Origin of the sequence: Sphingobium fuliginis (assembly GCF_015074805.1) — a bacterium.
GTDB lineage: Bacteria > Pseudomonadota > Alphaproteobacteria > Sphingomonadales > Sphingomonadaceae > Sphingobium > Sphingobium fuliginis.
In genome coordinates, this window is record NZ_CP060036.1 from 47,498 (window position 1) to 64,793 (window position 17,296).

Annotated in this window: 15 protein-coding genes; 8 read left to right on the top strand and 7 right to left on the bottom strand. The window is 66.2% G+C overall.

Annotated elements, in window-relative coordinates; all coding sequences use genetic code 11:
* Positions 1-9: 9 nt before the first annotated feature.
* Positions 10-3,033 (bottom strand): DUF2339 domain-containing protein, encoded by a 3,024-nt coding sequence (locus H5V43_RS16575; protein ID WP_193666842.1) that lies wholly within the window; start codon positions 3,031-3,033, stop codon positions 10-12.
* Between the two features lie 109 nt (positions 3,034-3,142).
* Here H5V43_RS16575 and H5V43_RS16580 point away from each other — a divergent pair, with 109 nt between their 5' ends.
* Genes H5V43_RS16580 through H5V43_RS16595 form a run of 4 tightly spaced genes read left to right on the top strand, consistent with a single transcriptional unit; the run spans position 3,143 to position 6,409 of the window.
* On the top strand, positions 3,143-3,742 hold the full coding sequence (locus tag H5V43_RS16580) for a TetR/AcrR family transcriptional regulator (RefSeq protein WP_025548462.1): 600 nt from the start codon (positions 3,143-3,145) through the stop codon (positions 3,740-3,742).
* A 53-nt stretch (positions 3,743-3,795) separates the two neighbouring features.
* On the top strand, positions 3,796-4,944 hold the full coding sequence (locus tag H5V43_RS16585) for a sterol desaturase family protein (protein ID WP_025548463.1): 1,149 nt from the start codon (positions 3,796-3,798) through the stop codon (positions 4,942-4,944).
* A 38-nt stretch (positions 4,945-4,982) separates the two neighbouring features.
* Complete coding sequence (locus tag H5V43_RS16590) at positions 4,983-5,615, top strand: DUF1326 domain-containing protein (RefSeq protein WP_025548464.1); 633 nt, start codon at positions 4,983-4,985, stop codon at positions 5,613-5,615.
* A 2-nt stretch (positions 5,616-5,617) separates the two neighbouring features.
* Positions 5,618-6,409: a DUF2182 domain-containing protein gene (locus tag H5V43_RS16595; protein ID WP_025548466.1), complete on the top strand. Its 792-nt coding sequence runs from the start codon at positions 5,618-5,620 to the stop codon at positions 6,407-6,409.
* 38 nt (positions 6,410-6,447) lie between these two features.
* Here H5V43_RS16595 and fixJ read toward each other — a convergent pair whose 3' ends face one another.
* The 3 genes from fixJ to H5V43_RS16610 form a co-directional block, all read right to left on the bottom strand.
* The gene (gene fixJ / locus H5V43_RS16600; RefSeq protein ID WP_025548467.1) at positions 6,448-7,071 is read right to left on the bottom strand and encodes a response regulator FixJ; all 624 of its coding nucleotides are present in this window, start codon (positions 7,069-7,071) and stop codon (positions 6,448-6,450) included.
* A 67-nt stretch (positions 7,072-7,138) separates the two neighbouring features.
* The gene (locus H5V43_RS16605; RefSeq protein WP_025548469.1) at positions 7,139-8,284 is read right to left on the bottom strand and encodes a sensor histidine kinase; all 1,146 of its coding nucleotides are present in this window, start codon (positions 8,282-8,284) and stop codon (positions 7,139-7,141) included.
* A gap of 20 nt (positions 8,285-8,304) precedes the next feature.
* Positions 8,305-9,120: a universal stress protein gene (locus H5V43_RS16610; RefSeq protein WP_025548471.1), complete on the bottom strand. Its 816-nt coding sequence runs from the start codon at positions 9,118-9,120 to the stop codon at positions 8,305-8,307.
* A gap of 114 nt (positions 9,121-9,234) precedes the next feature.
* On the opposite strand from H5V43_RS16610, the gene H5V43_RS16615 reads away from it, so the two are divergent.
* Positions 9,235-9,597 carry a hypothetical protein gene (locus tag H5V43_RS16615; RefSeq protein WP_025548473.1) on the top strand — a complete coding sequence of 121 codons (363 nt, stop codon included), beginning with the start codon at positions 9,235-9,237 and terminating at the stop codon, positions 9,595-9,597.
* 361 nt (positions 9,598-9,958) lie between these two features.
* Here the strand turns inward: H5V43_RS16615 and H5V43_RS16620 are convergent, their stop codons facing one another.
* Entirely contained in the window at positions 9,959-11,929 is a 1,971-nt protein-coding gene (locus H5V43_RS16620; RefSeq protein WP_052816678.1) for an elongation factor G, read from the bottom strand.
* A 145-nt stretch (positions 11,930-12,074) separates the two neighbouring features.
* Between H5V43_RS16620 and H5V43_RS16625 the strand changes: the two genes are divergently transcribed.
* The 3 genes from H5V43_RS16625 to H5V43_RS16635 all read left to right on the top strand — a co-directional run bounded on the left by H5V43_RS16625 (position 12,075) and on the right by H5V43_RS16635 (position 15,805).
* Positions 12,075-12,470, top strand: coding sequence for a hypothetical protein (locus tag H5V43_RS16625; RefSeq protein WP_025548474.1), 396 nt, complete (start codon positions 12,075-12,077; stop codon positions 12,468-12,470).
* A 102-nt stretch (positions 12,471-12,572) separates the two neighbouring features.
* On the top strand, positions 12,573-14,723 hold the full coding sequence (locus H5V43_RS16630; RefSeq protein ID WP_025548475.1) for a TonB-dependent receptor: 2,151 nt from the start codon (positions 12,573-12,575) through the stop codon (positions 14,721-14,723).
* A complete protein-coding gene (locus H5V43_RS16635; protein ID WP_193666843.1) occupies positions 14,723-15,805 on the top strand; it encodes a PepSY-associated TM helix domain-containing protein in 1,083 nt (360 codons plus the stop codon). Before H5V43_RS16630 ends, H5V43_RS16635 begins: the two co-directional genes overlap by 1 nt.
* Here the strand turns inward: H5V43_RS16635 and H5V43_RS16640 are convergent.
* Together H5V43_RS16640 and H5V43_RS16645 are read right to left on the bottom strand one after the other, a co-directional pair.
* Positions 15,784-16,527, bottom strand: a complete 744-nt coding sequence (locus H5V43_RS16640) for a metallophosphoesterase family protein (RefSeq protein WP_025548476.1) — start codon at positions 16,525-16,527, stop codon at positions 15,784-15,786. The two genes, H5V43_RS16635 and H5V43_RS16640, sit on opposite strands and share 22 nt — an antisense overlap.
* Entirely contained in the window at positions 16,511-17,284 is a 774-nt protein-coding gene (locus H5V43_RS16645; RefSeq protein WP_025548477.1) for a nucleotidyltransferase family protein, read from the bottom strand. The genes H5V43_RS16640 and H5V43_RS16645 overlap by 17 nt, the downstream gene beginning before the upstream one ends.
* Between the last annotated feature and the right edge of the window lie 12 nt (positions 17,285-17,296).

Here is a 17,296-nt window from a genome sequence, read left to right on the forward strand (position 1 = left end):
CTTCACGCATTATGCAGCAATAGTCGCGGAGTTGTTAACCGGCTCCCGCAACAGGCGATTATAGAGCCATCCGATGCCGATGAGGCTGAAGCCCAGGGCAAGGAAGGATGCGATCCGCAGCAGCCCGGTCAGCCCGGACGCATCGAACAGGAACACCTTGGCCACGGCGAACAGCATCAGCAGCAGCGAAGCGATGCGCCAGTCCCTGGCGTTTGCGGCCTGCGCCTGCCCGCGGATGCCCCAGAGCAGGAAGCCGATGGCGAGCGCCAATGCGAGCACCGAACGGAGAATATCCTCCACCTGGCCTACTCCGCGCACGGTCAGCAGCGATCCGACGAAAAGCTGCCGCAGCAGCGCCACGCCGAACAGCGCGATCAAGGCCATCCGCACGCCATCCGCCATCCGCCGTGACCAGCCATCCGCCACCTTCAGCGCCACGAAGGCAAGGGCCAGCACCACCGGCAGCAGATTGAGGAGGGGCCAACGCCCCACCGCCTGCGGAAACCAGAGCGGATTATGCAGCACCACCGAATAAACCAGCAAATGCCCCAATCCCGCCGCGATGAGGCATGTCCCGACCGCGCGCTCCACATTCTCCCCGGCTTTCCGCAACGGATGGAATCGGGCCAGCGCGATCCGGCCCCGCAACGCAACGAAACCCAGGCCCATCAGCACAGCCTCCCAAAGCGTGCGCTCCGCCAGGGCGAGGCGCGTCACCTCCGCCAGGCTCCCCAAAGCGAAAAGCTGCTTGAATGCGACATGCGCCGCCACTCCGCCAAGCACCGCCGCGACACAGCAGCCGATCCGCCGCCCGACCGCATCCACGGCGGAACCGCCCCGCCACAGGGCAAGGCCCAGCGCCATCGCCGGCAAGGCGATCCGCCGCGCCACCTCGCCTATTCCGGGCAAGTCCCGCACCAGCACGGGTTCACCCACCAGCGACAGCAAAACCCGGCCCAGCCAGATTCCCAGGGGCCAGGCCGCCCATAGCGCCACCAGCGCCAAGGCCACCCCCAGGGCGGGCGCCATTCGCCCGACGGCCAGCCGCCGCGCTCCTTCCGCCAGCATGGCCAGCCCCAGCGCGAGTCCCACCGGCACCCAGAGCGCCGGCACCGTCTGCGCCACGGCCCCATAGGCGAGCAGCACCGCCACGCCCTGCGCGACCATCCGCCCCTCGGCAAAGCGCGCCCGCCAGGCGAACAGCGCCGCCATTGCCGCTCCCGCAGCCCAACGCATCACGCCCTGCCAGCCCGGCTCATCCGCCGCCTCTCCCCACAGCCGGACGACATCGTCCGATCCGGCCAGAACCACCAGCGCGCCGAAGGCGAAGCCCCAGCCGCTCCATTCGACCCGCCGGTCCTCCGCCAGCGCCGCCAACCTCAGCAGCGCGGCTGCAACCGCAGCGATCACCATGGCCAGACTCCACTCCGGCAGCCCCAGCCCGCCGGCCACCACCAGCAGCAGCGCCGCGGCGCTCGCCAGCGTCACGAAGCGCGCATCCTCCCGCCGCGTCCCGCATCGCCAGCCCATCGCCATGGCCGCGCCCGGCAATCCGGCGGCGGCCAGCGCCAGCAGGGCGAATTCCCCGTCCAGCCCGACCCGCCAGCATTGCCCCAACGCGACGGCAAATCCACCCAGCGCCAGTCCTGCGATCTGTCCCGCCTCGACCAAAGCGCCGCGCCAGACCCGCAGCAGGGCCGCGCCGCCATAAATCGCCACCATGCCCAGCATCACCAGGGCGAAGCGACCCATTTCCGGCTGCGGCCACACCGCCGCCAGCAGCAGCGCGACACCGGCGCCGATCGCCGCCAGCGGCCGCAAGGCCGCGTCCCGCCCCAGCCACACCAGCATGAGCGACAGCAGCCCGAACAATCCCCATTGCAGCAGGCCGAAGCCGCCCGTCGCCACCAGCGCCGCCATCTGGCCCGCCGCCACCACGGCCGCGCCCATGCGCAGCAGCGCGGCCCGCGTTCCGGAAAAGGCCAGGACCGGCAATGCCATCCCCAGCATCAGCACCAGCAACCCGACCGACAGCGACGATGCCCAATCCAGCGCGCCCATCGCCAGCATGACGACGCCCCAGCCGGCCCCGCCGACCAGCGCGCTCACCCCCAGCCACATCCAGCGCTGGGTGCGCGACAGCACGCATAGCCCACCGACCGCCAGCGCGAGATAACAGCTTAGTAGGGGCACATTGGGCTGCCCCGCCTCGACCAGGGCGGGCGCCGCCAGACCGCCGACCAGCCCCAGCAGCGCACTCGGCGCGCCAAAGCGCAGCGACAGCGCCATGGCCAGCCCCGTCACGCCCGCAAGCCCCGCAAAGGCAGTGCCCGGCCCGACCAGCCCATACAGCATGTGCGCCGCCAGGATCGCGGCATAGAGCGTCGCCAACCCCGCACCCGCCAGCGCCTGCCGCACCCGCGCGTCACGGACCCGATCCTCCAGCCGCAACGCCGCCTCGGCCCCGCCGATCAGCGCTCCGCCGAACAGCAGTCCCAGAACCACTCGCACCAGCGGCGCGAGCAGCCCTGCATCGATCGAATATTTGACCAGCAGCACGCCAGCCACGGCGAGCGTCACCCCGCCCGCCCAGATCGGAAGGCGGCGGCCGAACAGGTCCTCGAAGCTGAAGGAGGGGCGGGCCGGGCGCTCGGCTGCCATATCGATGCCTTCCCCCTTTTCCCCGTCATCCGGGGAAAAGGGGGCATCGATCTCCCGAACCTCATCCGAAGCGGACCGCGCAGGAGAGTGAGTCCCGCCTTCGCTGGATCGACGGTCGATCACGACCGCAGGTATGGGGTATGGCGGAGCGGTGTCTATGGCAACCCGCCGCTCCACGACGCTTGCGGGCGCCGCCGTCTTCACCCCGGCATCGTCATCTCCATCCCCGTCGGCGCGCCGGTAGCGAGCGGGGAAGGGCGCGTCTCCAATCCCCCCTTCCAGCAGCGCCAACCTATGCTCGGCCGCCTTCAACCGCCCGCGCATGTCGAACAGCATCACTCCGAAAGCCAGCAGAACCAGCGTCACAAGCATGAGTCGAACCCCTGCAAACCCAGCCAATGGAGTCTCAGCTACCCAAAAATTACACACTGTTCAATAAAATAATTCGACAGCGTTCAATTGATCTTCTATCCGCTTGTCCATGGGCAGACGATCCGACCATAGCCGCGAACAACTGGAGGCGCTCATCCTGGAGGAAGGCCATCGCCACATGGCCGAGTCCGGTTTCGCCAAATTCTCCTCGCGGGAGGTGGCGAAGCGCATCGGCTATTCGGTGGGCACGCTCTACAATGTCTTCGGCAGCTATGACCGGCTGATCGTCGCCATCAACACACGTACCTTCGACCTCTGGGCCGCCTTTCTGGAACAGCGCCTCGCCAGCCGGCCGCAGGACAGGATCGCCGCGCTGGTGGAGGGCTATTTCCGCTTCGCATCGGAAAACACGAACATCTGGATGGCGATCTACGACCATCGCCTGCCGCCTGGCGTGCCCATGCCGGATGATTATGCCCGGCAGCGCGCCGGCCTTACGGAGGTCGTCGTGCGCGAAGTCGCGGCTGTCCTGCCGCCGGATGCGAAGGACGTGGCACCGCGCCTTGCCCGCTCGCTGGTGGCGACGGTGCATGGCCATTGCACCTTCGCGCTCAACGGCAGCTTCGCCCTTTTGGGCGAGACGGCCCCTCTCGAAATGGCCACCGCGCGGGTCAAGGAAAGCTTGAGGGCGGCAGGGGCGAAGCTTTAACATAGGCAGCAGGCACGGCAGGCGGGGCAAGCCGGAGGTAAAGGGGACATATCATGGCAAACTGGTTCGACAGTCTGGAACGCGACCTGCAATCGCCCCTTGCCGTGCGGCGCCTCGGCAGCGGTTGGTTCTCCGGCTTCTTCGCGCTGTTGCTCAGCATCACCGGGCTCTGTCTGGTCATGGCGCTACGCTGGCCCGACTGGTTTTCGACGCCCGAACTGGCGGCGCTGCATGCATGGGGCGGGCTGCGTCCCATGGTCCATGCGCTGCTGATCGGCGGCTATGCCCTGGCATTGCTCAGCCTGCTTTTGCGTACACGCAAAGCGATCGGCGTCACCGCGCTCATCGTCGCGCTGCTCGCCACCCTGCTGGGCGGAGCGGAAGTCCAGCCGCGTGAGACCCATGATTGGGGCGTGTTCTTCGGCGTCGATTTCTTCGCCGTCAACATGGTCGCCACCGGCCTGATGTTCGCCCCCATCGAGCGCCTCTTCCCACATAGGGCGCAGCAGCGCCTGTTCCGACAGGAATGGCGGGAGGACCTGTTCTATTATCTGATCAGCTCGATGATGGTGCAGCTCATCACTTTCCTCGCGCTGGCGCCGTCCAGCTTCATCAACGCCAACACCGCCGGCCTCGCAGGCATCCGCGCCATGATCGCTGGCCAGCCCTGGCCGCTCCAGTTCCTGGAAGTGGTGCTGCTGACCGATTTCGTCCAATATTGGTTCCATCGCGCCTTCCACCGCATCCCCTTCCTTTGGGGTTTCCATGCCGTGCACCATTCGGCCAGGTCCATGGATTGGCTCGCCGGCGCGCGCATGCATTTCTTCGAGATCATCGCCCTGCGCGGCGTGACATCACTGCCGCTGCTCACCTTCGGCTTTTCGCCATCGGTGATGCAGGCCTATATCGGCTTCGTCTACATCTACTCCTCGCTGCTCCACGCCAATCTGCGCGGCGACTTCAACCGCCTCGGCCGCATCGTCGCGACGCCGCGCTTCCACCACTGGCATCATGCGATAGAGGAGGTCGCGGTCGACAAGAATTTCGCGATCCACTTCCCTTTGCTGGACCGCCTGTTCGGCACCCACCATCTGCCCGACAGCGCATGGCCGACCGGCTATGGCGTGCCCGAACAGGTGCCCCAGGGCTATCGCGCGCAATTCCTCTATCCCTTCCGCCGAAAGCGCGACGCGGCCGCGTGAATCTGCTATGGTCTTCCGGCTGTCAGGGGAGTCGGACCATGGTCTACTGGATGCTCAAGGGCCGCGAATTCGCCAACTGCAACTGTGAATATGGCTGCAACTGCCAGTTCGGCGGCCTGCCCGACAAGGGGCATTGCCAGGCCGCCTTCGGCTTCGCCATCGATGAGGGGCGCCACGGCAGTACCGACCTGTCGGGCCTCAATATCGCCGCGGTCTTCCGCTGGCCCGGCCCGATCCATGAAGGGCAGGGGGAATGTGCCGCCTTCGTCGACGAACGGGCGACGGAAGCGCAGCGCAATGCCCTGCTGACGATCATGACCGGCGGCGACACCGCTCCGATGGCGACGGTCTTCGCCGTCTTCGCTTCCACCATCGCCACCATGCATGAACCCAGCTTCGTTCCTGTCGATTTTGAGGTCGACGTGGAAGGACGCAAGGGCCGCCTGCGCATCCCGGGCCATCTGGAAATGGACGGCGAACCGATCCGCAGCCCGGTGGACGGATCGGAAATCCGCGCCCAGATCCACTTGCCCGACGGCTTCGAATATGAAGTGGCGGAGGTCGGCTCCGGCGCCAGCCGCTCGATTGCGCCGATGCGGCTCGACCATGCGGCGAGCTACGGCCAGTTCGCCTATCTCCACCTCGACAGCCACGGCGTCGTCAGGGGCTGACGGTGCCGGCATTTAGCGCGGTGCTCGCCCGGCACCGCTTGATTTCGCTTGTCGCGCTTGCGGTGCTGATCCTTGTGGCCTGGGGCTGGCTGCTTTCGGGCGCGGGCATGGGCATGGCGCCGACCGCCTCCCTGCTTCCGGCCGGCTTGGCGGAAGACCCGATGCTGGCGATGATGATGCCCGGCGACATGCCATGGACCGCCGCGCAGTTCGTCGTGACGTTCGCCATGTGGTGGGTGATGATGATCGCGATGATGCTCCCCTCCGCCGCGCCGATGGTCCTCCTCTACGCTCGCGCCGCACCCGCCTCCACGCGCCCCGCGACGGAGAGCTTCACCCTGGGCTATCTGCTGGTCTGGGGCTTTTTCTCCCTGACAGCCACGCTGGCGCAGTGGCGCTTGGCCACAATGGCGATGCTGTCCCCCATGGCGATGGCGACATCCAGCCGCCCGTTGGCGGCCGCGCTCCTGATCGGGGCGGGGGCCTATCAGATCAGCCCATGGAAGGACGCCTGCCTGCGCCAGTGCCGCAATCCCGCGCAATTCCTCAGCCGCCACTATCGGCCGGGATGGACCGGCGCTTTCCGCATGGGGATGATCCACGGCGCCTGGTGCGTCGGCTGCTGCTGGATGCTGATGACGCTGTTGTTCGTGGGCGGGACCATGAACCTGGCCTGGATCGCTTTGCTGACGCTGCTGGTGGCGTTGGAGAAGCTGCTGCCTTGGGGCCGCATGGTCTCCGTGGCGGCGGGCATGGGCTGTATCCTGCTGGCATGGGCGATATTGACGGGCTGACGGTTTTCGGCCGGGGCCATGCCGGGCGCCAGCCCGATCTACGCCTCGTCCTTCTCCGCTCCCGCATGGAAGGCGATCCTCAGCGCTTCGGCCAGGCTTTTCACCTCCAGCTTCTGCATCAGGTTGGCGCGGTGGATTTCCACCGTGCGCGGGCTGATCCCCAGGTCATAGGCGATGGTCTTGTTGGGCAGCCCTTCCACCAGCCCGTCCAGCACCTCGCGCTCCCGCTCCGTCAGGATGTTGAGCCGCGCCCGCGCATCGTCCGCCCGCGCGCTCGCGCCACGGTCGGCCACGGCCACCCGCCGCGCGGCATCGACGCAGCCCAGCAACGCTGCCTTCTCGAACGGTTTTTCGATGAAGTCGCTCGCGCCCGCCTTCATCGCCGTCACCGCCATGTCGATGTCGCCATGGCCCGTCATGATCACCACGGGCAGCATGATGCCCCGCGCCCGCAGCTCGCGCTGCACCGCCAGCCCGTCCATGTCGGGCATCCGCACGTCCAGCAGCACGCAGCCCGGCTCCAGGTCGGCAGCCTCCTTCAGAAAGGGCAGGCCGCCGTCGAACAGCTTCACCGCGAAACCGCTCGTCTTCAGCATGAAGGACAATGACCGCCGGATCGCCTCGTCATCGTCCACGACATAGATGGGGAATGGCTCGCTCATGCTATGGTCCTTCTTGTTGGCCGCATTTTGCAAGCCCGTCAGCCGTGCCGGCCGACTTCAAAATGCTCTAGTCCGCTGCGTCCAGGGTGAAGTGGAAGGCCGTGCCGCCCCATTGCGACGGTCCGGCCCAGATGCGCCCGCCATGACCCTCGACGATGGTCTGGCTGATCGACAGGCCGACGCCCATGCCGGATGGCTTGGTGGTGGTGAACGGGGTGAAGAGGGTGCGTGACATCTCCGGCGCGAGCCCCGGCCCGCTGTCCGCAACGATCACCTCGACCCTGCCGTTTTCGCCGGGGATGGCGGACAGGCGCAGGATGCGCGCCGGGCTGCCGGCCATCGCCTCCACGGCGTTCTTGGTGAGGTTGATGATGACCTGCTGCAACTGCACCCGGTTGACCAGCACCTTGTCGACGCGCGGATCGACGCTGATGTCCATATCGAGGCCCCGGCTGTCGACGCCGATGAAGGCCAGCGCCGCCCCCTCCGCCAGCAACAGGCGCAGGGGTTCGGGTTGCCGCATCGTCTCGCCGCGCTTGATGAACTCGCGCAGGGACCGGATGATCTCCCCCGCGCGCAGCGCCTGGGCCGCGCTTTCCGCCATCGCCTCGCGCAGCAGATCGCGGTCCACCGGACCCTCGGCGTCGAGCATGTCGCGCCCCGCCTCCAGATAATTGGCGATGGCGGTCAACGGCTGGTTGAGTTCATGCGCAAGGGCCGACGCCAGCGTGCCCATCGCCGTCACGCGGCCCGCATGGGCCAGTTCCGCCTGCAGGTCCGCCACGCGCCGCTCGGCCTGCTGGCTCTCGGTCAGGTCGCGGATGAAGCCGGTGAACAGCCGCCGCCCCTCGTCCTGCACCTCGCCCACAGACAGTTCGATGGGAAAGGTCGACCCGTCCCGCCGCCGCGCGCTGGTCAGGCGGCCGATGCCGATGATCCGCTTTTCGCCCGTGGACAGATAATGGCCGATATAGCCGTCATGCCTCTCCCGGTCGGGGGAGGGCATCAGCATCGAGATATTCTCGCCCAGTACATCGCTTTCGGCATATTGGAACATGCGCTGGGCCGCCGCGCTGAAGGACACGATCTGCCCGTGCATGTCGATGACGATCAGCGCGTCCGGCACGGTCGCCAGGATCGAGCCGAGCAGCGCCTGTTCCAGGCTGTGCTCGCGCTGCGTCAAGCCTTCCGTCTCATCGTCCGCTACCGCCATGCTCCCACCATGCCGTGGCTTCAGTGCGCCAGCAAGAGCGGAACATGTATCTCGCGCAACATGGCGCGGGTGACGCCGCCGAACACCATTTCCCTGAGCCGGCTATGGCCGAAGGCGCCCATCACCACCCAGTCCGGCTTCAGCGTGCCGACCGCAGCCTTCAGTGCCGCTTCGACGGTCCGGCCATCCTGCGGCCAGCTATGGAACTGGCATTTGATGCCATGGCGGGCCAGATATTCGGGCGCGTCGGTCGCGGGGAAGGGATATTTGCCCGCTTCCTCGACCGTCACGACATGCACCTCCTCCGCCAGCTTCAGCAGCGGCACGGACAGGCGCAGCGCGGCGGAGGCTTCCTGCGAGCCCTCCCACGCCACGACGGCGCGGCCCGTCACCGGAAAGGACTTCGCCTCCTGCGGCACGGCGATCACGGGAACCCGCCCGGCCAGCGCCAGATCGGCGGCCAGATGCAGCGGGTCGGCGAATTCCCGGCGCGGCCCGGACGGCAGCGTGACGATCATGCCGTCGGTCAGCGTCGCGGCGGACAGCAGGCCATGGACGACATCGCCCTCCACATGGCGCCAGTCCCAGCTCACGTCCTCGCGGCGCAGCCGATCCTCGGTGCGCATTCGCGCCTTTTCATCGATGTCGTAAAGCTCCGCCATCATCGCGGGGGCCATGGACGCGCCGCCATACATGTCGGCCGCCACGAAATCCGGCATGGCGGTCACCTGCACGCAATGGATATGCGCGCCCGATGCGCGGGCGAGATCGCAGGCCGCCTGCAAGCGGCTTTCCGCGCCATGATCTTCATGAATGTGCAGCAGGACCGATTTCATCGTCTGTCTCCCGGCAAGCGTCTCTTCACCCTCTGGCTAGGACTGCCCCGGCGCGGTCGCCATCAGGAATAATCCTTATATCTCTTTCCGCCGCGGAATCCGATTGCAATGGTCATGAGTTGGACGACCATACGCCTTGAACTTGCCCGGACGCCGGCCTTTCCCAACGGATCGGCAGCGCGAAGCTATGTCCTGCGCCTGCCGCTCGGCAGCGGCGGCGTGATCGACGAAAGGGAATATCGCATCCATCCCGAACTGGCGACGGCGCGGCGGTTCTGGCCCAATGAGCCGGACCGGCACGGTACGCTGCTGCACACCCGGCATGGCTGGGCGCTGTCCTATGAGCCGGGGGAGGCGGATGACGAGAAAATCTATCGGCTGGACGCGCATGCCATCCATCCGGGCGCCTATCTGACCCTGACCGACCCGGACGGGGAATGCCTGCCCTTCGTGGTGAAGGGGCTCAGCCCGGCCTGATCGCAGGCGCGCCGGACCGCCGCTTTGGGTCCTGAGCCTAGGCCCGTTCCCATTGCGTCTGCGCGCGGCCATCCTCAAATGCGCACCCAACCGCAACAGCTTCCTCCAAAAACATCCTATTTCTCCAACAGGGCCCATTCGGCCTGTCCTATTCCGTCCCTGCCGCGCTATCTCGCGTCCCTTTTTGAAACGTCCGATCAAAATCCCGCCTTCGCATACGCGCGCGCTGGCACGCGTGCGCGTACACTGTGAACTTCGACGTAAAACCGCCATTTTCGGCTCGTCATCATCTGAATGTCGATTGGCTCTAAGCCGGCTCCTTCGCCCGCTGCACGATGCTGTCGGCCAGCTTCGCATTGACCTACGCCAGATGATCGAAATGCGCCTCATAATGCGCCATGCCCTGGCTCATCGAGCGGATCTCGGCTTCCAGCCCCTGCAACCCAGCCTCAGGGAGGAGGACCTCCAGCACGTCCCAATGGTGCCAGCCGTCCCGCGTCGTCATCCGCAACATCTGGCCCCGGCGGCTCGCAATGGCGGATGTGATGCGGGACGTGGCGGCGCCCGGACTCATGATCGTCACATGGGCGACCGGTTCCAGCAGATAGGGTGACGCCGCCGCCAGGGCGTCGGCCATGGCGATGCGCCCGGCGGTGCGGAAGGCGAGTTCGGAACTGTCGACGCTGTGGAACGATCCATCCACCAGCACCGCGCAGACATCCACGACGGGAAAGCCGAGCGGCCCCCTTGCGACGGCGTCGATCACGCCCTTCTCGACCGCCGGAATATATTGCCGGGGCACCGCGCCGCCAGTGATCCGTTCCTCGAAACGCACGCCTTCGCCCCGTTCGAGAGGACGGACTTCCAGCACGACGTCCCCGAACTGGCCATGGCCGCCGGATTGCTTCTTGTGGCGGCCACGCTGGGTCACGGCCTTGCGGATCGATTCGCGATAGGCAATCGTCGGCGCCTGAACGGACACGGCGACGCCGTAACGCCGCTTCAGCCGGTCGATTGCGACGGCGAGATGGTCCTCGCTCATGCCGTGCAGCAGGGTCTCCCGCGAACCTTCATCCTGGTCCCAGTGCAGCCCGGCATCCTCTTCGGCCAGCCGGTTGAGGGCGGTGGAAAGCCGCACCTCGTCCTTATGGTCCTTCGCCGCGATCGCCAGCGCGCAGTTCGCCGCCCTCTTCTCCACCGGCAGGCCGGGCTGCGGGGCCGTGCCGGCCATGCCGATCAGCTCGCCTGCCTGAACGGCCTCGACCTTGGCGATGCCGACGATGGAGCCGGCTTCGGCCGCCGGGATCTTCGCCGTCGCCATGCCCTGGATCGCGAACAATCCGCCGGGCCTTAATGGCCGCCCCTTGCCGTCGGCCATCTCCGCCCCGTCGGCAAGTGCGCCGCCGAAGATGCGGGCCAGCGCCAGCCGGCCGACCGTCGCCGCGTGGGAGATTTTGAAGATCTGCGCCGCTTCGCCCCTGATCGCCAGTCGCTCCGCCGTCCGGGCGGGCGCGGGCGTGTCATGGCGCAGCATCTTCAACAGCCGTCGGATGCCGAAACCGTTGGAGGCGGAACCGAACAGCACCGGGACGATCAGGCCGCTGGCGGTCTCCCGCGCCAGATCGGCAAAGACGGTTTCCAGGCTGGGCTGTTCGTCGGACAGCAATTGTTCGAGCAACAGGTCGTCATGGTCGGCCAATTGTTCCAGCATGTGGAAACGCGCCGCGCTTTCATCGTCCTTCACATGCGGGGCGAGCGCGACCTGCTGCGATTTCCTGCCCGTCTCATAATGATAGGCGCGCTCCAGCGCGAGGTCGACGAAGCCCGCGACTCGTTCCCCGGCGCGGATCGGGATCTGGCGCGCCACCAGGGCGGCGGCGCTCATCGGCGCGAGCGCCGTCAACAGGTCCTCTATGCTGCCCCGCGCCTGATCGATCTTGTTGACGAACAAGGCGTGCGGGATGCCCGCGCCCTCCAGCCTGCGCAGCACCGGCTGGGCCAGCGCGGCGCGCTCGGGATCGGGATCGATCACCACGACGGCAAGGTCGGCCATGTCGAGCGCAGATGCCCCATCCGCGGCGAAGCCCGGCGCGCCGGGCACGTCGATCAGCGCGAACCGGTCGCCCATCCATTCGAAATGCATCAGGTTGAGTTCGGTGGAACTGCCCCGTTCGCGCGCCTCCGGGCTGGCGTCGCCCGTGCTGTTTCCCGCCTGAACCGATCCCTGGCGCGGGATCGCGCCAGCTATGAACAGCATCGCTTCGGCAAGGCTGGTCTTGCCCGCCCCGGCGGGTCCGACGAGCGCGATGGCCCGGGTGTAACAGCCGCTCATCCTGGCTCTCCTCCAATCCATCCGTCTCTCTTGATGAAGCCGGTCGCTTGGAAGCAGGGATGTTCGTCCCATATCGGCCGGAACGCAAGGGCGAGATCGTCCATCCCATGCTATGGCCCCGCGCAACGATTCATTGGAGAGCGACATGCTGCCCGCCCGAACCTTCAGCATCACCATCGCCCGCGATTGGCGCGCACTTTACGAAATCATCTGGCGGCCGGAATATTTCCCGCGCTGGGCGTCGGGCCTTGCCGAATCCGGCTTGCGGCAGGAAGGCGCGCACTGGCTGGCCGATGGCCCCGAAGGTCCGATCCGCATCCGCTTCACGCCGCATAATGTCTATGGCGTGATGGATCATCATGTCGACCTGGGCAACGGCGAGGAGGTGTTTGTCCCGCTGCGCGTCGTGCAGAATGGCGAAGGGGCGGAAGTCATGCTGACGCTGTTCCGCCAACCCGACATGGACGATGACCGATTCGCCGCCGACATCCGCTGGATCAACCGCGACCTAAAGGCCCTGAAAGCATTGATCGAAAGCTAGGGTGCACGCAGGCCGACCCGCAAAACACCCTTCTTATACTGCTAATGACTTGCAACATCCTGCTCATTTGGCTAGCGGACGAGCAGCCTTATGGGGGAAAGAATGCATATCCGCTCGTCTGTCCTGTTCGCCACCAGCGCGCTTGCGCTGTTGAGCCAGCCTGCGCTGGCCCAGTCCGAACCTGCAGCCGAGGATGCCGGCCCGATCATCGTGACCGCGGCGCGCACGATCCTGCCCGCCAACGCCCTGCCGATGACCATCGACGTCATCGATCAGGAAACGCTCAACCAGCAGGTCGCAATCGGCGGGTCCATTGTCGATGCGGTGTCCGCGCTGACCCCCTCCTTCTCGCCCACGCGGCAGAAGCTGTCCGGCGCGGGGGAGACGCTGCGCGGCCGCTCGCCGCTCTATGCGATCAACGGCATTCCGCAGACCGCTCCGCTGCGCGACGGAGCGAGGGATGGCTTCACCATCGATCCTTTCTTCATCGACCGGGTGGAGCTGATCTACGGCTCCAATGCGCTGCAGGGGATCGGCGGCACGGGCGGCATCGTCAACCAGGTGACCGTTGCGCCTCCCCAGGCGGATGGACTGACCGGCCGGATGCTGGCGCAGGGCAATGCCGACACCGGCTTTCGCAGCGACGGCATCGGGGGCAAGGTGGCGGGGCTGATCGGCTGGCGTTCCGGGCGGTGGGATGCGACGGTGGGCGCAGCCTATGAGAAGCGCGGCGCCTTTTACGACGGCCATGGCAATCGCGTCGGCACCGACCTGACCCAGGGCGAGACGCAGGATAGCCGGAGTTGGTCGTTGTTCGGCCGCTTCGGCTATGCGCTCAGCGACAGCGCGCGGCTGGACCTGACCATGAGCCGCTTCCAGTTGAAGGGAGAGGGCGATTATGTCGCAGCGGACGGTGACTATCGCGTCGACCGGCCGACCACCTCTGTGCGCGGCACGCCGCCGGGCGTTCCCGCCACCAACCGTACCGAAAGCGCGGCGGTGACACTGACCGACAGCGATTTGTGGGGCGGCAATTTCATCGCCCAGCTCTTCTTCAACCGCTCGCGCGACACCTATGGCGGGGAGGTGGCGCCGATCGCCAGCTTCCAGGACCCGCGCATCGCGCCCAGGGATACGCTGTTCGACCAGTCGCAGAACCGCAGCCGCAAATATGGCGGCAAGATCAGCTATGAACGCGCGATGCCGGGGTTCGAGGCGCTGACCGCCACCATTGGCTTTGACGCGCTCTATGACCTGACCGAACAGCGGCTGATCGCGACCGGTCGGACCTGGGTGCCGCCGACCGACTATCGCAGCCTTGCGCCCTTCGCCCAGTTCAATCTGGCGTTGTTCGACAAGAAGCTGCGCGTGGCGGGCGGATTGCGTCATGAGGATGTGCGCATCAGCATCGACGACTATCACACCCTCTGGACCTATGGCGGCGGCGTCGACGTCGCGGGCGGCAGGCCGACTTTCAGCGATACGCTGCTCAATGGTGGCGTGATCCTGGAACCCTGGGCCGGCATCCGCGCCTATGCCAGCTATGCCGAGGGCTATACCGTGCCCGATGTCGGCCGGATCGCCCGCGCAGTCGCCACGCCCGGCGTCGACATTGACGATTATGTGAATATCAGCCCGATCGTCTCCAACAACCGGGAGATCGGATTCGAAGTGAAGCGAGGCCCGATCGACGCCAGCGCGGCCTATTTCTGGTCCACCAGCAAGAACGGATCGCTGCTGGTGCAGAGCGGCGGGGTGTTCGAGGTCCAGCGTCAGCGGGTGGAAATACAGGGGCTGGAACTGAACCTGTCAGCCAAGATGCCGCTGCCGGGGCTGACCCTCTCGACCGGCTATGCCCATCTGATCGGTCGCTCCGACGGATCGGACAATGGCATCGACAAGGTGGATCGCGATCTGGACGGCGCCAATATCTCGCCAGACCGTCTGAACCTGGCCGCCAGCTATGTGCACGGTCCGGTTTCAGCGCGCATCCAGACGCAATTCTTCCTGTCCCGGCAGTTCGAACGGACGCCGGGCGCCTATCCGCCGCTCTACCGGTTCGACGGTTATGACGTGACCGATCTGTCGCTGCGCTATCAGACCCGGTTCGGGGCATTGACGCTCGCGGCGCAGAATATCTTCGACACATTCTACATCGATTATTACAGCCAGACCGTCCGGCCCAATGACAACGCCCATTATTTCGCGGGACGCGGCCGCAATTTCACCCTCTCATGGGACTATAGGTTCTAGTGAAGCTGATCGACACCCTCCATCGCTGGACCGGCGGGCTGATCGGGCTGCTGCTCGCCCTTCTGGGCCTTAGCGGCGCGTTGCTGGTGCATAAAAATGCCTGGACCCTGGCGCCCCATGCCGGCGACCCGCGCGTGGAGGATGTCCGCCAACTGGCCGAGACGACGCAGCGCATCATGGCCGATCAGGCGGGACGGCCCCAGTCGATCAGCTATGCGTCCGATGATTTCGGGTTGCTGAAGCTGCTGTTCGAGAATGGCGGCGGCGCCTATGCAGACCAGCGGGGTGCCATGGTGACGCGGTGGAGCAGCCAGTGGGAGCGGCCCGAACTCTGGCTGTTCGACTTCCACCATCATCTCTTTTCCGGCGAGACGGGCGATTGGGTGATCGGCATCGCCGCCCTTTGCGGCCTGTTCTTCGTGTTCACCGGCCTCATCCTCTGGTGGCGCACGCGGCGGACTTTCGAATGGCGCCTATGGCCGGCGCGGATGAGCCGCCCTGCGATCGTGCGGCATCACCGCGATCTGGGCGTCGTCGTCGCGCCGCTGCTGCTGCTGTCGCTGGTCACAGGGGCCGTGCTGGTGTTCCGGCCGATGGCGGCGCTGCTGTTCGGGCCGGGGGCGCCAGCGCAGATCGACAGGGCGCTCGCTCCACCGCCGCCGCGCGACGCCAAACTCGGCGAAGGGCTCGATTGGGGGGCCATGGTCTTGACGGCCAAGGCGCGCTTTCCCGATGCGGAGTTGCGCAGCCTCAGCCTGCCGCGCAAGAATAATGGGTTGATCACACTCCGCATGCGGCGGCCGCAGGAATGGCTGCCCAATGGCCGCACCACCCTCTGGTTCGCGGCGGACAGCGGCGCGCTGGTCGCGGCGCGCGATGCCGCGACGCTGCCGATGGCGGCGAAGGGCTATAATCTGCTCTACCCGCTCCACGCGGCGAAGGTCGGCGGTCTGGCGTTCAGGCTGGTCATGACCCTGTCGGGCCTGGCGATGACGCTGCTCGGCACGCTGACGGTCTGGACCTTCTGGTTCAGGCGTCCTGTGAAGCCGGCGCGTGCTCGTCAAATGGCGATCAGCGCGTAGGGACGGTCGAACCGCTCCGACAGCACGAACTGCGCGCAATTATAGACCGGAACGCCGCCGGGCGTTTTCCCCTCAAAGGCGCCGCGATGAGCGTGGCCGTGGACGGCGAAGCGGACATTGTCGAACCTGTCGATCGCTTCGGCCAGCCGTGAGGAACCGAGAAAGGGGAAAATCTCCTGCGGCTCCCCCTGCACCGTGTCCACCACCGGCGCATAGTGCAGCACGGCCACGGTCCGTTCCGTCCGCAGGGATCGCAGCGCATTTTCCAGTTTGCGCGCCTCGTTGATCGATTCCTCGACGAAGCCCTTGATCGCGCTTTCCCCGAAAGCGCCAAGCTCCCCCCGGCCGAAACCGCCGACAAAGCCCTTTACCCCGGCAAAGCCGATGCCCTTTATCTCGACCGCCTGATCGTCCAGCACGGTCACACCCGCGCCGCGCAATATCTGCGCCACGACCTCAGGCTGGCCGCATTCATGGTCGTGATTGCCCAGTACCGCGACCGTCGGAATGGTGCAGCTTCGCAGGTCTTCGGCCAGTATCTCGGCCTCCCGCGTCTTGCCGAAATTGGTGAGGTCGCCGCATAGCGCCAATATGTCCGCCTGAGCCGAAATCTCCTCGAACATGGCGCGGTAGCGATGTTCGGACGCATCGGTGACATGCAGGTCCCCGACAGCGGCGAGGACAAGGCTGTCCTTAGGCCGCGGCTCACTGGTTGCGATCATGGCTCTCCTCCAGCCCCTTGCCGACCACGTCGGCAAAGCCCCATTCGGTGATGTCGACCAGATAGTCGCGCGGCGACAGCAGCCGTCCCCGGCACACGCGCAGATTGGGGACGGGCAGTTCGGCGCGGGTCTGCAAACGCCCCAGCAATTCCTCGAACAGCCAGAGCGGGATGCAATGGCGTTCCGTCGGATAGATGAAGCGGAAATTCAGCAGGTGGATGAGCAGCACTTCCCAGTGCAGTTCCATTGCGTCCAGCAGGCGTTGCCAGTCGATATGTTCATGCTGCCGCAGGATGATGTGCGCGACGTCCGCGCCGTCATAGCGGTAGCGGTCCTGAATGAAGACCTTCGAGAGGATGAATTCGGTCGGCGGCGTGATCCGCACCGTCGTGCCATAGACCTCCGCATGGGAGACGTCGCGGAACCATTCCTCCGTCACGGGCAGGCTGGCGGAGGAGATGTTGTAGATGACGTCGAAGAAATTGCCGCCGCGCCAGACCTTGCCGATCCAGCGTTCATCCTCGAATTCGACGCGATGTCCCAGCGCCTTGAAATAGGCGAGGATGCGGGGCGCATCGCCGGGCTTGCAGAAGACGTCCAGATCCTTGGTCGGCCGCATGATGCCGGTATGGCATCCCAGAGCATAGGTGCCCGACAGCATGAATGGGATGCCGGATTCCACCAGATGCGCAAGGCTTTCGGCGTAGAATTCGGCAGCCTCCGGCGGGGGATCGAAGGTGACGGGGTACTGGCTCATCACCCTGGGGAA

Bases quoted from the DNA above. Each gene is read 5' to 3' on its own strand.
- H5V43_RS16585 (WP_025548463.1), top strand. From the start codon at position 3,796: ATGGCAAACTGGTTCGACAGTCTGGAACGCGACCTGCAATCGCCCCTT.
- fixJ (WP_025548467.1), bottom strand. From the start codon at position 7,071: ATGAGCGAGCCATTCCCCATCTATGTCGTGGACGATGACGAGGCGATC.
- H5V43_RS16575 (WP_193666842.1), bottom strand. From the start codon at position 3,033: ATGCTTGTGACGCTGGTTCTGCTGGCTTTCGGAGTGATGCTGTTCGAC.
- H5V43_RS16590 (WP_025548464.1), top strand. From the start codon at position 4,983: ATGGTCTACTGGATGCTCAAGGGCCGCGAATTCGCCAACTGCAACTGT.
- H5V43_RS16610 (WP_025548471.1), bottom strand. From the start codon at position 9,120: ATGAAATCGGTCCTGCTGCACATTCATGAAGATCATGGCGCGGAAAGC.
- H5V43_RS16630 (WP_025548475.1), top strand. From the start codon at position 12,573: ATGCATATCCGCTCGTCTGTCCTGTTCGCCACCAGCGCGCTTGCGCTG.
- H5V43_RS16640 (WP_025548476.1), bottom strand. From the start codon at position 16,527: ATGATCGCAACCAGTGAGCCGCGGCCTAAGGACAGCCTTGTCCTCGCC.
- H5V43_RS16645 (WP_025548477.1), bottom strand. From the start codon at position 17,284: ATGAGCCAGTACCCCGTCACCTTCGATCCCCCGCCGGAGGCTGCCGAA.
- H5V43_RS16605 (WP_025548469.1), bottom strand. From the start codon at position 8,284: ATGGCGGTAGCGGACGATGAGACGGAAGGCTTGACGCAGCGCGAGCAC.
- H5V43_RS16615 (WP_025548473.1), top strand. From the start codon at position 9,235: ATGAGTTGGACGACCATACGCCTTGAACTTGCCCGGACGCCGGCCTTT.
- H5V43_RS16620 (WP_052816678.1), bottom strand. From the start codon at position 11,929: ATGAGCGGCTGTTACACCCGGGCCATCGCGCTCGTCGGACCCGCCGGG.
- H5V43_RS16580 (WP_025548462.1), top strand. From the start codon at position 3,143: ATGGGCAGACGATCCGACCATAGCCGCGAACAACTGGAGGCGCTCATC.
- H5V43_RS16625 (WP_025548474.1), top strand. From the start codon at position 12,075: ATGCTGCCCGCCCGAACCTTCAGCATCACCATCGCCCGCGATTGGCGC.